Source organism: Gordonia sp. J1A (assembly GCF_055393515.1).
Genome location: NZ_AP041607.1, coordinates 3,005,269 through 3,018,969 on the forward strand (window position 1 = coordinate 3,005,269; position 13,701 = coordinate 3,018,969).

Below are 13,701 nucleotides of genomic sequence, written 5' to 3' on the forward strand. Positions count from 1 at the left end.
CCGGTTCCGGGCCCCTATATAAGAGGAATGGCCCGGCACCCCGTAGGGGCGCCGGGCCATCGGCTCGTTGACCTGTCAGACGTTCGACGACGCCAGCTCCGCATCCATCCGAAGGAGGCCGGAGCCGTCCTCGTTCACCAGTTGCAGGCGACCGACGATCTCGCCGACCGTCGCCTCCTCTTCGACCTGCTCGGAGACGAACCAGTCGATGGTCGGCCGCGAGTCGATGTCGCCCTGCTCCTGTGCGAGCCGGTACAGCGCGCGGATCGCCTCCGAGACGTCGCGCTCGGCGTCGAGCGCCACCTCGAAGATCTCGGTGACCGTGTCGGCCTTGACCGACGGAATCGTGATGTCGCCGATGAGCGGGCGGTTGTCGCGGTTGGTCATGTGCTCGATGAGGCGGTCGGCGTGGCTGAGTTCTTCCGAGGAATGGCTGCGCATCCACGAGGCCATTCCGGGAAGGTCGCGCAGTTCCAACTCGATTGCCAACTGCCGGTAGAGCATCGCCGATTCGAATTCCCGGGTGATCTGCTTGCTGAACTCGACTTCGAGTTCCTCATTCATTTTCATATCCGCTCCCCTGCATATGAATTCCTCGACGAGACCTTCGCCGTGATGATTCCACAATAGGCCCGTAAACCGTCTCTGACCAGCGAGGAAAGGTTTACCGAAATGATCTGAGGTTTGGTAATCCTAAGACTCTGTCGACATCCGCTACGGCTTACGCGGAGACGCGACGAGACCGGAATCCGCGCAGCCGCAGACTGTTGGCGACGACGAATACGGAGGAGAAGGCCATCGCCAGACCCGCCATCATCGGATTGAGCAGAGCCGCGGCGGCCAACGGCAACGCCGCCACGTTGTAGGCGAACGCCCAGAACAGATTCCCCTTGATGGTGCTGAGTGTCTTGCGCGACAACGCGATCGCGTCGACCACCGCCCACAGGTCACCGCTCACCAACGTGAGATCGCCCGCCTCGATAGCGACGTCGGTGCCGGTTCCCATCGCCAACCCCAAATCGGCCGAGGCCAGTGCCGCGGCGTCGTTGACACCGTCGCCGACCATCGCGACCACGCGGCCGGACTCCTGCAGGCGGCGGACCGCGTCCACCTTCCCCTCCGGCGTCACATCGGCGATCACCTCGTCGATGCCGACCTGCGCCGCGACATGCCGCGCGGCACCGTCGTTGTCGCCGGTCAGGAGTACCGGACGCAGCCCCATCCGCTTGAGTTCGGCGATCGCCGCCGCCGACGTGGGCTTGACGGTGTCCGCCACCACGATCACGCCGGCCACCGCGTCGAGATAGGTGACCACGACGGGCGTCGCCCCCTCCGCCGAAGCCGTGGCGATCTGTTCACGCATCCGCTCACCGAGCTGAACGGGGACGTCACGCGGACCGGTCACTGTGACGCGCAGTCCGTCGATGAACGCGGTCACGCCCGCACCGGCGAGATTGCGGAAGTCCGCCGTCTCTGGAACGTCGAGCCCGAGTTCGGCGACGTGCTTGCAGACCGCGCGGCCGATCGGGTGCTCCGACCCGGACTCCACCGCCGCGGCCCGCGCCAGCAGATCGTCCGCATCCACGCCGTCGGCGGTGATCACGTCGCGGACGGCCATCTCGCCGGTCGTCACGGTGCCGGTCTTGTCCAGCGCGACGGTATCGACTCGGCGAGTCGACTCGAGCACCTCGGGCCCCTTCAGCAGGATGCCGAGTTGGGCTCCCCGGCCGGTCCCGACCATCAGCGCGGTGGGAGTCGCGAGACCGAGCGCGCACGGGCAGGCGATGACCAGGACCGACACCGCGGCCGTCAGCGCCAGCGTCGCGCCGCCGCCGACACCGAGCCAGAAACCGAGCACGCCCGCCGCGATCGCGATCACGACCGGGATGAAGTACGCCGAGATCCGGTCGGCCAATCGTTGCACCTGCGCCTTCCCCGCCTGCGCGTCAGCGACCATCTTCGCCATGTGGGCGAGTGCGGTATCGGCGCCGACCGCCGACGCCTCCACTTCGAGGCGGCCGTGCGCGTTCACCGTGCCGCCGACGACCTTGTCTCCCACCGCCACCTCGACGGGGATCGACTCGCCGGTGAGCATCGACTGATCGACAGCCGAAGCTCCCGAGACCACCCGGCCGTCGGTCGCGATCTTCTCACCCGGCCGGACCACGAATCGCTCTCCGACCTGCAAGTCACCGATCGGAACCGTGACCTCCCGACCGTCGCGCAGCACGGTCACGTCCTTGGCGCCGACTTCGGCGAGCGCGCGCAGCGCGTCACCCGCGCGGAGCTTGGCGCGCTTCTCGAAATAGCGGCCCGCCAGCAGGAAGGTGGTGACTCCCGCCGCGGCCTCCAGGTAGATGTTCGACGATCCGTCGCCGCGGGAGGCGATCAAGTCGAAGCCGTGGGTCATGCCGGGGACGCCGGCATCACCCCAGAACAGGGCGTAGATCGACCACCCGAAAGCGGCGAGGGTGCCGACCGAGACCAGGGTGTCCATGGTGGTGGTGCCGTGCCGGGCTCCGGCGAGCGCCGCCCGATGGAAGGGCAGCGCACCCCACACGACCACGGGTGCCGCGAGGGTCAGCGACAGCCACTGCCAGTAGGTGAACTGCCATGCGGGGACCATCGCCAGCGCGATCACCGGAACCGTCAGCACCGCCGATACGACCAGCCGCTGGCGCAGAGCGGTCAGCTCGGCCTCGGCCCGCGACGGCGCCGGATCCTCGTCGGCCTGCTCGGCGTCCGTGGCCGCCGGACGCACCGGTTCGGCGTCGTATCCGGCCGCCCGGACCGCCTCGATGAGATCGTCGGAGGTCACGTCGCCGTCGTATTCCACGTGCGCCTGCTCGGTGGCGTAGTTGACGGTGGCGGTGACTCCGTCGAGTTTGTTGAGTTTGCGTTCGATCCGGTTGGCACACGAGGCGCACGTCATCCCGATCAGTTCCAGATCGAGTTCCCGGTCGGCGGCGATCGGCTGCGTCATCTGTGCGTTCCCTCCTGGTCGTGCTGCATCTGGGTGCCGTGGGACGGCTGCGGCGCGGTGTCCCAGGGGCCGACGGCCCGGCCGACGCCGAACATCGCCCCGAAGACCACCGCGAGACCGGCGGCGAATACGGCGATCCGCACGCCCGGTCTCGCCGACGCGCTCACTGGACCCGGTAGCCGGCCTCGGCGACAGCAGCGCCGACGGCGGCCGGATCGAGCGGGGCGGCGCTGGTGATGTCGACGCGACCGCTGGCCACATCGACGTCGACCTTCTCCACTCCTGCGATCTCGGAGATCTCCTCCCGGACCGAGGCTGCGCAGTGGCCGCAGGTCATGCCGGTGACGGTGACAGTGGTGGTGGTGCTCATGGATTCTCTCCTCATTCGTCTGATCTGGTTGATGTCGTCTGTCGGGAAACGGACTCGCCCGCGGTCAGGACTTGACCAGGCGGGTTATGGCCTTCATGGCCTCATCGACCTTGGCCGCGGCGGCCTCGTCGCTTTCGCGTGCGGCTTCGACCACACAGTGGTTCATGTGGTCGTGCAGCAGCCCGAGCCCCACGGACTCGAGCGCCTTGGTCATCGCCGACACCTGCGTGAGGATGTCGATGCAGTACGCCTCCTCCTCGACCATTCGCTGCAGACCTCGGGCCTGACCCTCGATCAGCTTGAGTCGACGGATGAACTTGTCCTTCTCGGGCAGGTATCCGTGGCCGGTGTGCCCGCCGCCTGCATGGTCGCGGGCGGTCGCCGTCTCGTCGGTGGTCATCCCGCCTCCCTTCGATACCCCCTGTGGGTATCTCAGTCACAGTTCTACTCCGAATTTCGGCGTACGTCTACCCCCTAGGGGTATCGAATTTCAGGAGGGCATGCGGTACACGAAAACTTTGGCTCCCGGACCGGGCTGACAGAACGATGCGGGAGCCAAAAAATCCGGCGACGGGCCGGAGTCGATTCAGCGGGAGGGTTTGAGCGCGTCCGCGAGACGGCCCAGCGATTCGGCGACATCGAGGAGCGCCGCCGACACCTCGCCGTCTTGAGCGGCCTCGGGAAGCGACCGCACGTGCGCGGCCGCGTCTTCGACGACTTCCGCCACCGACCACACGTCGGAGTCGCCCGGCAGTGGTCGGCGCGCGACCGGGATGCCCATCCGCACGGGATCCCAACTGGAGGAGATCACCTCGACCATCGGGGTGGTGAGCACCGAGGCCGCGCCGGGCCGGACCTCGAGCATGTTCGGGTCCACAGTGGCCGCACCGGCGGAGTCCTCCGCATCGTGCGCCGCCCGATGCCTGCTGCGGCCGGCCTCGGCCGGCCGAAGTGCCGGATCCGCGTCCTCACGCAGCCGCCGACGCCCCCGCTTCGGTTCGGCGTCCGGCGCCTCCACCACCTCCGCATCGATCACCTGCTCCGCCGGTTCGAAGCGCGCGGGACCGGAGACCACCGCCTCCGGCGCGCGCGGACCGTCCGGACGGTGCTGGGCGACGTAGTCACCGCGCGACTGCGGCCAGGCGGGTGCGGCCGGGTGGAAACTGCTCTCGGGAAAGACCAGCAGATCCGTGGTCGGCAGATCCCGGAGGCTGGGCATCCCCGCGAAGAGATCGTCGAGCGCCGAGACGCTGAACGACTCGTCCTCGGGCGGCAGCGGCGGCGGTGATATCGGGGCGGACCGAGGCTCCGGGACAGGCGCCGGTGCGGGGGCGCTATCCACGACCGGCTCGGCCGGGAAGTCGCGGCCCACCGGCGCGGCGTACCGGTGCGGACCGCCGTGACCGGCGAAGAACAGACACGGCGCACCGTCGAGAGCCTGCGAGGGACACTCGAACTCCTCGGCGAGGGTCTGCGCACCGCGCGCGTAGTCGTCCCACATCAGCCAGCGACGGCGACCGGAATGGCTCTGCGCGCCGTCGGATCCGTGGGCGCCGTCATGACCGGCGGGCAGCACGCAGGCCACGAGCCAATCGTGGGCGGGCGTCAGATGCAGTGCGGAGCGCTCATCGGGAGTGGCGACGATCGACGACCAGCAACCACCACCGCGCATTGCACATCACCTTCCCGTGAGTTCCCCGATCGAGTCTACGGAGCCCCTCCGACACTGGCCATAGGCTCGGTAGATCCGGCACAGGTCACCGGCCGGAGGCGCGGGACGCTGCGCATCCGGCCGTCGACGAGGGCGAAGTACCGCGGCTGCGGCGCCTCCTCGCTCCCGGGGAAGTCCGAACGGTAGTGACAGCCGCGCGACTCCCGGCGCTCGAGCGCGGCTGCGACCACCGCACGCGCCGCCAGGGTGAGGTTGGCGTCCTCGATGTCGGCCACGGTCGCGAGGCGGCGAAGGGGTGCGGCCTCGAGCAACGCACCGACCGACGCCAGGCCCTCGGCGTTCCGGTCGAGCGCGGCCGCCTTCGACATCGCGTCCTGCAACTCGGTCCTGTCGCATGCGGGCAGGACAGGCGGCGCGCAGGCCGGCACTCGCGGCGGCTCGACCGCCGCGAGTTCGACCGCCGCCAGTGCCGCCGACCGGCCCATGACCAGCCCTTCGAGAAGGCTGTTGGACGCCAGCCGGTTGGCGCCGTGCAACCCGGTGCGCGCCACCTCCCCGGCCGCGAGCAGACCCGGCACGCTGGTACGACCGTCGCTGTCGGTCACCACACCTCCGCAGAGGTAGTGCGCGCCGGGGACCACCGGCAGCCGCGCGCCCGCGAGGTCGAGCCCCGAGGCCCGCACACCGGCCGTGACCGTCGGGAACCGGCGCTCGAAGTCCTCCACTCCCGAGATGTCGAGCCAGACGTGCGGCCGACCGGTCCGCCGCATCGCCGCGGTGACCGCCCGTGCGACCACGTCCCGCGGGGCGAGATCGCCCTGCGGGTGCACGCCGGCGGTCACCGGGGCGCCGTGGTCGTCCACCAGCACGCCGCCCTCCCCGCGCACGGCCTCGCTGACCAGCGTGCGCCTGCCCCGCGCCCCGGGCACGTACAGCATCGTGGGATGGAACTGGACGAATTCGAGGTCGGCGACCTGCGCTCCGGCCCGAAGCGCCAGCGCCACACCGTCACCGGTCGACGCAGCGGGGTTCGTGGTGGCCGAGTACACGTGACCGAGACCGCCGGTCGCGAGCAGCACCGCCGGCGCCCGGACCACCCCACGACCGCCGGCGGTGACGAACTCCAGCCCCGCGGCGCGACCGTCGCCGGTGAGGATCGCGGTGGCCGAGGCGTGATCGATGACTCGGATCGGCGCCGCGGCGACCGCGGAGGCGAGCGCCTGCTGCACCCGCGCGCCGGTGGCGTCGCCGCCTGCGTGGATGATGCGACGGACGCTGTGGCCGCCCTCCCTGGTCCGCAGGAACCGGCCGTCGGCCCCCAAGTCGAACTCCGCGCCCCAGCCGACCAACTGGGTCACCGCCGGCCAGCCCCCGGCCAGGATCGGTTCCGTCGCCACCGGATCGGTGAGTCCGGCACCGGCGGCCAGTGTGTCGGCCAGATGCAGGGCCACCGAGTCGCCGGGGTTCCCGGGCTCCACCACCGCGATGCCGCCCTGCGCGTAGAAGGTGGACGCGGAGTGCTCCGCGCCCGGCTGCGCCCACGTGCGCCCCTTGGTCAGCACCGTCACCGTCAGCCCGCGTGCCGCAGCCGTCAGCGCCGCCGTCAACCCCGCCACCCCCGCACCGACCACCACGAGGTCGGCCCGACTCTCCTCGACCATGCTGAGCTCCCAACGAGAGGGGATCGACAGGTTATCGACTGTCGATCGAAAACATGCGGTCGAGACTACGCCGCCGTGAGCCGGAGCACTAGTGGCCCCCTGCCTCGACCCCGACACGACGACCGCCGCGTCGGCCCGGCGGTCGGCGCCCATTCGCCCACTACACTTGGGCAACTGTGATGACCAATCAGGAATCCCCCAGCGCGCAGGCACGCCCCGGCCTGCCCAGCGTCTCGGCGGTCACCGAGGTCACCCGCTTCACCACCACCGCCGGCCACGCCGCGGCCGGCGCCGGGCGGCTGGCGCTCGGCGCGGTGACCGGACTGCTGCGCGGGCGACCGCCGGGCACCTCCGACGTCGCCCATGAGGTGCGCCGGACGTTCGAGCACCTCGGTCCCACCTACGTGAAGCTCGGTCAGCTGATCGCGTCCAGCCCGGGAGTGTTCGGCAACACCATGGCCGACGAATTCGAGACCCTGCTCGACCGAGTCCGACCGGCCGACCCCGCGCTGGTGCGGCAGGTCTTCGTCGAAGAACTCGGCACCGAGCCCGAAGCGGTCTTCGCGCAGTTCGATCCGGTGCCGATCGCGTCGGCCTCGATCGCCCAGGTCCACACCGCGACGCTGGCATCGGGCGAAGAGGTGGTCGTCAAGATCCAGCGACCGGGCATCGCCGACCGGCTGGCGCCCGACGTCGCGATTCTGGAACGTCTGGCCGGGCTCGTTGAGATGTCCGAGTACGGCCGCATGCTCAGCGCGCGCCACGTGGTCGAGGACTTCGCCGACGGACTCGGTTCCGAGCTCGACTTCCGCAACGAGGCCGCCACCATGGCCGAGTGGTTCGAATGTCTGCAGCCCGGTCCCTTCGGCGACCGAGTTCGGGTCCCGCGCGTGTACGGCGAGCTCACCACCGCTCGGGTGCTGACCATGGAGCGGATCCACGCCACCCGGATCGACGACGTCCGCGCCGTCCGGGCCGCGGGGCACGACGGTGTCGCACTGTGCCGCAATCTGCTCCTCTCACTTCTCGATTCGGCATTCCACGGCGGACTGTTCCACGGCGATCTGCACGCGGGGAACGTCCTCGTCGACGACCAGGGGAAGCTGGTGATGCTCGATTTCGGCATCGTCGGCCGGTTCGACGCGCGCACCCGCCGCATCCTCCGGCAACTGGTCGTCGACCTCATCGTCAAACAGGACTACGACGCCGCCGGACGCGCGATCTTCCTGTTGGGCGCGGTGCACAATCCGGGGTCGACGGCCCAGGGCGGCGCCGACATCGAGAAGGTGGCCGCACCGTTGTCGGCCACCGACATGGCCTCGATGTCGTACACCGATCTGGGGCGCCGGCTCGCCGCAGTCGCGAAAGCCCACGACGCGCGGCTTCCGCGGGAGTTGGTGCTCGTCGGCAAACAACTGTTGTATGTAGAGAAATACATGAAGCTGCTGGCTCCGCGCTGGAAGGCGATCTCCGATCGCGAGATCTACGGCTACATGGCGGGAATCATGAAGGAAGCCGAACGCGACCGACGTGGTCGCCGGCCGGCGTCCGACACGACGAAGAGCTGACCGAAGCACGCAGATCGACCGATACAGAGGAGACGACCCGATATGAAACGTGCCGCGCTGGCATTGCTTGCCTTCCTCGGCGTCGCGTGCATCGTCGCGGCCATCGCCGTCCCCACCTACCTGGTGCCGAGGCTGAAGGTGGTGCCCCTCGACCTCGACATCACGTCGGTCGCGACCACCGTTCCCACCGACGGTGACTCGGCGAACCGCTTCCCGGCCACCATCTTCGACCGTTGCTCGGTCACCAAGTCCAAGGCTGCGACTCTCGAGGCTCATCTGACGCAGCAGCGGCGGTCGGTCATCGTCGAGCCGTCGAACAAGGACCAGGCGACGGTGCAGTCCGGCCAGACGGTCCAGATCGACCGCGTCCGCGACGCCGCGGGCAAGGAGAGCGACCCGACGATGGCGTCGAGCGACGCCGACCGCAAGTGCAACGACGGCCTGCTGAACGCGACGGTCGACCGAGTGTCAGTGAATCGCAAGACATCCGCGCCCAACGGTGCAGTGAGCGAACTGCAGCTGGAGGCGGTCCCGGAGGGCGGCAACGTCGAGGAGGTCTCGGTGAAGCTGGAGGACCGCAAGGGCTTCCAGTACAAGTTCGGATTCGACGTCGGCAAGCGCGAGTACTACTACTACGACACCACCACCCGTCAGGACGCGATCGCCAAGTACGTCGGCGAGAAGACCATCGACGGCGTCAAGACCTACCATTTCGTCGCTGACGTTCCCGAGACCGACCTCTCGAATCTCCCGAATCCGCAGGGCGACGCACCGCTCGGCACCATCCTGGACATGCCTGCCAAGTGGTGGGGCATCAAGGGCAAGGGCGTCAAGCCGAACGACATCGTCACGATGCACCGCTACGCCAAGGCCACGCGCAATGTGTACGTGGAGCCCGTCACCGGCACCATCGTCTACGGCGAAGAGGACCAGGAGCAGTACTTCAAGTCGCCGGACGACAGCGACGACTCGCCGCGCGCCGTCCGCGACTTCCGCATGGATGCGCTGAAGGGCACGTTCAAGTGGAACGACGAGACGGTCTCGCACCAGGCGCAGCGGGCCCAGAGCTACCTCGACCAGCTCAAGTGGGGTGGCACGATCACGCCGATCATCCTCGGTGTGCTCGGTGCGCTGTTCCTGATCGCCTGGGCCGTGCTGGTGTGGCTGGGGCGCCGACGCGGCGACGGGCCGGACGACGCCGACCAGACCCGCGGCGACGAGCCGACGCCGGATGACGGTGGTGCGGGCGAAGCCGCGAGCCCGGAGGCCCAGACCACGGTGATTCCGACGCCGCAGGGCGGGCCGTACGAGCAGTACTCCGCCGGTGAGACGACGACGGTGCTGCCGCAGACTCCGCAGGAGCCGTCCACCCAGGCCATCGGCGGCTACGGTGCGATCTCGTCACCGATGGATGAGGCCCAGACCCAGTCGTTCGGGGCTCCCGCCGACGGATTCGCCCCGATCCCGGGATCTGAGGGCGCGCAGTCCGGTTCGCCTTATCCGTTCGCCGATCCGACGCGCCCGATGCCCGACGTGGAGCGCTACCGCACCCCCGACCAGGATCAGCCGGGCCGGCACGAGCGCTGACCGACGGCCCCGTCCCGGCCGGATGCGTGATCCGGCCGGGACGGCGGCGGTCAGAGGCGCGACTGTCGGGCCACCGCCCGTCCCGCGGCGCGCCCGGAGAAGATGCAGCCGCCGAGGAAGGTTCCTTCGAGCGCGTTGTAGCCGTGAACGCCGCCCCCGCCGAAGCCGGCGACCTCGCCCGCGGCGTACAGACCGTCGAAGGCGCTGCCGTCGGGACGCATCACCTGCGAGTCGAGATTGGTCTCGAGACCGCCCAGCGTCTTCCTGGTGAGAATGTTGAGGCGCACCGCGATCAGCGGGCCGTGTGCGGGATCGAGTAGACGGTGCGGCTTGGCGACGCGGACCACCTTGTCGCCCAGGTAGTTCCGCGCATTGTGCACCGCCATCATCTGCGCGTCTTTGCTGTAGGAGTTCTCTACCTGTGAATCTCGTGCGGAGATGAGCCGTTCGAGGGACTGGAGATCGACGTGGCCGCCGCGGCCGATCTCGTTCATCCCGGCCACCAGATCCGAGAGATTGTCGCGGACCACGAAGTCGACTCCGTGCCGAGTGAAAGCCTCCACCGGCCCCGGCATCCCCTTGGCCAGGCGGCTCCTCGCCGCGGTCTTCAGCGACTTCTCCGTGATGTCGGGGTTCTGTTCGGATCCCGACAGCGCGAACTCCTTCTCGATGATCGACTTGGTGAGGACGAACCACGAGTAGTCGTAGCCGGTGTCCAGAATCGCCTTCATGGTGGCGTTGGTGTCGAAACCGGGGAAGTTGGGCGCGGGGAGACGATTTCCGTTCGCGTCGAGCCACAGCGACGACGGGCCGGGAATGATGCGGATGGCGTGGTCGGACCAGATCGGGTTCCAGTTCATGATGCCCTCGGTGTAATGCCACATCCGGTCGCGATTGACGATGTTTCCGCCCGCGGCCTCGGTGATCCCGAGCATGCGTCCGTCCACGTAGTCGGGAACGCCCGCGATCATGAACTCCGGCGCGGGGCCGAGCCGCTCGGTGGGCCAGTTCTCGCGGACGAGGTCGTGGTTGTGACCGATGCCGCCGGAGGTGACGATCACTGCCCCCGCCCGCAGCTCGAAGTCTTTGACCTCGGTGCGAGAGCTCGGTACGCCGCGCTCGGCGTCGGTGGGCTCGAGGACCCGCCCACGCACCCCGACCGCCGCACGGTCCTCAACGATCAGTTCATCGACCCGGTGCCGGAACGCGAAGGTGACCAGTCCCCGCTTCTCCGCCTCGAGTACCGGCTCGGCGAAGATGCGGACCACCTCGGGCCCGGTGCCCCAGGTGAGGTGGAACCGCGGCACGGAGTTGCCGTGGCCGTCGGCGAATCCGCCCCCGCGCTCGGCCCATCCGACCACCGGTGTGAAACGGAGACCGAGATCGTGCAGGTACTGCCGCTTGATCGTCGACGCGAACTCGACGTAGGCCCGCGCCCACTGCCGCGGCCAGTAGTCCTCGTCGTCGCGGTCGAAGCCGGCCGATCCCATCCAGTCCTGGAGAGCGAGGTCGGGCGAGTCCTTGATGCCGAGCCGACGCTGTTCGGGACTGTCGACGAGGAAGAGTCCACCCAGTGACCAGAACGCCTGGCCGCCGAGATTCTGTCGATTCTCCTGATCGACGACGACCACCGTGCGCCCCGCCTTGGTCAGTTCGTAGGTGGCGACCAGTCCCGCCAACCCCGCGCCCACCACAATGGCGTCCGCCGCTTGCGTCTGCTTCAACACCCGACTCGTCCTCTCCGCGAAGATGTGTGGCCCATCGCACAGGCCGTCGGGACTGACACTACCCGCGCCGGCCGGGGCCGCCGACGGGCGGAAGTCCCACGCGCACCGGGCGAGAGCGGGGACGTCCCGCGGCGACCGAACTCGCCACGCCGCGGCGCGCACGGCCCGATACTGAGACGACACGCACGATTCGTCTGACGAGGAGGCACCCGTGGCCGCACCGACCCCGACCGTTCATTCCGCGGCAGCCGATCCCGTCACCTGGGCGTCGATGGCGCGGGGCGTCCTGGGGCTGCTGCGCGACGTTCCGGTCCTGGCCCGGCAACGGCCGTCGCTCATTCATTTCGACGAACACCGGAGATGGAGTGTGGGCCGGGCCTTCGCCGCGGCGGCGGCACGCCATCCCGATCGTCCCTTCCTCCGCACCGGCGGCACCGTTCACACGTACGGCGAGTGCAACCGCCGCGCCAACCGGTGGTCGGCCGTGCTGGCCGAGCACGGGGTCCGCCGCGGCGACGTGGTCGCGGTGATGGCGCACAACAGTCCGGAATGCGTGATCGCGATGCTCGCGATCGTCAAGCTCGGCGCGGTGACGGGAATGGTGAACCACACGCAGCCGGGCGACGCCCTGGATCACAGCTTCGGTGTGCTCGACGACGCGAACCGCCGCGGCGCCCGGCTCGTCGTACTCCACGACGACGAATGCGGCGAGCAACTCGGCGCCCTCACCGGCGTCGACACCGATCCGATCGCCCTGGCCGAGATGGACGCGCGGGGCTCCGCGCTCGCGGCCCGGAATCCCGCGGTGCAAGCGGACCCGCGCGCGACCGCGGATGTGCGAGCCGACGACCCCGCGTATTACATCTTCACCTCGGGTACCACCGGCTGGCCCAAGGCCAGCGTGATGAGCCACGGGCGCTGGCAGACCGCGATGAACGGATTCTCGATGGGCCTGCGGCTGCGGTCCGACGACGTCCTGTTCGTCACGCTGCCCTTTTATCACAACAACGCGCTGACGGTCTGTGTCGCGACGGCGCTCGCGGCCGGCGCCTGCCTGGCCATCAGTCCGAAGTTCTCGGCGAGCCGCTTCTGGGACGAGGCCATCGAGAACGAGGCGACGGCCTTCTGCTACATCGGCGAACTCTGCCGCTACCTGCTGGCTCAGCCGCCCCGGCCCACCGACCGCGCGCATTCGATCCGGCTGGCCGCGGGCAACGGCCTGCGCCCGGAGATCTGGGACGAATTCGCCGACCGGTTCGGGATCGACCGGATCGTCGAGTTCTACGCCGCGAGCGAATCGAACATCGGGTTCGTCAACATCCTCGATCAGCGCAAGACCGTCGGCTTCTGTCCCCTGCCGTACATCGTGGTCGAAGCGGACGAAGCGACCGGACTGCCGGTCCGCGGCCCCGACGGCCGCGTGATCGAGGTCCCGAAGGGCACACCCGGACTGCTGCTCGGGAAGATCACCCGGCTGGCCCGGATCGACGGATACACCGATCCCGCCGCCACCGAGAAGAAGATCGTCCGCGACGCCCTCAAGGACGGCGACTCCTACTTCAACACCGGCGACCTGGTGGCCGACGTCGGGTTCCGGCACGTCGCCTTCGTCGACCGCCTCGGCGACACCTTCCGCTGGAAGGGCGAGAACGTGGCGACCACCCAGGTGGAGGCCGCACTGAACGCGGTGCCCGGCGTCGCCGAGTCGGTGGTCTACGGGGTGGCGGTGCCGGGTGCCGACGGTCGCGCCGGGATGGCCGCGGTGGTCGTCGAGGACGACTTCGACCCCCGGCTGGTCGCAGCCGAGCTGCGCGCCCGGCTACCGCACTACGCGGTGCCGCTGTACCTCCGGGTGGTGCCGGCGCTGGCCCGCACGTCGACCTTCAAGAATCAGCGCGTTGCGCTCCGCGAGGAGGGCTACGCGAATACCGGCGCGGACCCCGTGTACGAGCTCGGCGATGACGGCTACGTCCGGATGGCCTGAATCCGGCGCCGTCGCCGACAAATCCCGCGAGGTTTATCGATTTGTGACCTGACCGCCGCAAACGGGTCCCGAAACGGCTACGACCAGCACCGAACCGCCCTCTTGCCTTTGCGGCAGCGTCGGGAGTCCGTTAATCTCACCACTCGTGC

11 protein-coding genes are annotated in these 13,701 nt (G+C 69.2%); 3 read left to right on the forward strand and 8 right to left on the reverse strand.

The window, feature by feature from the left end; genetic code table 11:
• Positions 1-75: 75 nt before the first annotated feature.
• From ACZ5QD_RS14050 to nadB, 7 genes are all read right to left on the reverse strand, one after another.
• Entirely contained in the window at positions 76-564 is a 489-nt protein-coding gene (locus ACZ5QD_RS14050; RefSeq protein ID WP_082083933.1) for a ferritin, read from the reverse strand.
• Between the two features lie 157 nt (positions 565-721).
• On the reverse strand, positions 722-2,983 hold the full coding sequence (locus ACZ5QD_RS14055; protein WP_464366879.1) for a heavy metal translocating P-type ATPase: 2,262 nt from the start codon (positions 2,981-2,983) through the stop codon (positions 722-724).
• Positions 2,980-3,126 carry a hypothetical protein gene (locus tag ACZ5QD_RS14060; protein WP_464366880.1) on the reverse strand — a complete coding sequence of 49 codons (147 nt, stop codon included), beginning with the start codon at positions 3,124-3,126 and terminating at the stop codon, positions 2,980-2,982. Before ACZ5QD_RS14060 ends, ACZ5QD_RS14055 begins: the two co-directional genes overlap by 4 nt.
• A 20-nt stretch (positions 3,127-3,146) precedes the next feature.
• Positions 3,147-3,353, reverse strand: coding sequence for a heavy-metal-associated domain-containing protein (locus tag ACZ5QD_RS14065; RefSeq protein WP_006896886.1), 207 nt, complete (start codon positions 3,351-3,353; stop codon positions 3,147-3,149).
• Positions 3,354-3,417: 64 nt separating this feature from the next.
• Positions 3,418-3,753, reverse strand: a complete 336-nt coding sequence (locus tag ACZ5QD_RS14070) for a metal-sensitive transcriptional regulator (protein WP_464366881.1) — start codon at positions 3,751-3,753, stop codon at positions 3,418-3,420.
• Positions 3,754-3,939: 186 nt separating this feature from the next.
• Positions 3,940-5,025, reverse strand: a complete 1,086-nt coding sequence (locus tag ACZ5QD_RS14075) for a hypothetical protein (RefSeq protein WP_464366882.1) — start codon at positions 5,023-5,025, stop codon at positions 3,940-3,942.
• Positions 5,026-5,060: 35 nt separating this feature from the next.
• Entirely contained in the window at positions 5,061-6,686 is a 1,626-nt protein-coding gene (nadB, locus tag ACZ5QD_RS14080) for an L-aspartate oxidase (RefSeq protein ID WP_464366883.1), read from the reverse strand.
• A 179-nt stretch (positions 6,687-6,865) separates the two neighbouring features.
• Between nadB and ACZ5QD_RS14085 the strand changes: the two genes are divergently transcribed.
• Positions 6,866-8,254, forward strand: coding sequence for an ABC1 kinase family protein (locus tag ACZ5QD_RS14085; RefSeq protein ID WP_464366884.1), 1,389 nt, complete (start codon positions 6,866-6,868; stop codon positions 8,252-8,254).
• Between the two features lie 42 nt (positions 8,255-8,296).
• Positions 8,297-9,841, forward strand: a complete 1,545-nt coding sequence (gene pgfA / locus ACZ5QD_RS14090; RefSeq protein WP_062367232.1) for a cell envelope lipid trafficking protein PgfA — start codon at positions 8,297-8,299, stop codon at positions 9,839-9,841.
• Positions 9,842-9,891: 50 nt separating this feature from the next.
• Here the strand turns inward: pgfA and ACZ5QD_RS14095 are convergent, their stop codons facing one another.
• The gene (locus tag ACZ5QD_RS14095) at positions 9,892-11,568 is read right to left on the reverse strand and encodes an FAD-binding dehydrogenase (protein WP_006896892.1); all 1,677 of its coding nucleotides are present in this window, start codon (positions 11,566-11,568) and stop codon (positions 9,892-9,894) included.
• A gap of 211 nt (positions 11,569-11,779) precedes the next feature.
• Between ACZ5QD_RS14095 and ACZ5QD_RS14100 the strand changes: the two genes are divergently transcribed.
• Positions 11,780-13,552, forward strand: coding sequence for a long-chain-acyl-CoA synthetase (locus tag ACZ5QD_RS14100; RefSeq protein ID WP_006896893.1), 1,773 nt, complete (start codon positions 11,780-11,782; stop codon positions 13,550-13,552).
• Positions 13,553-13,701 lie beyond the last annotated feature (149 nt).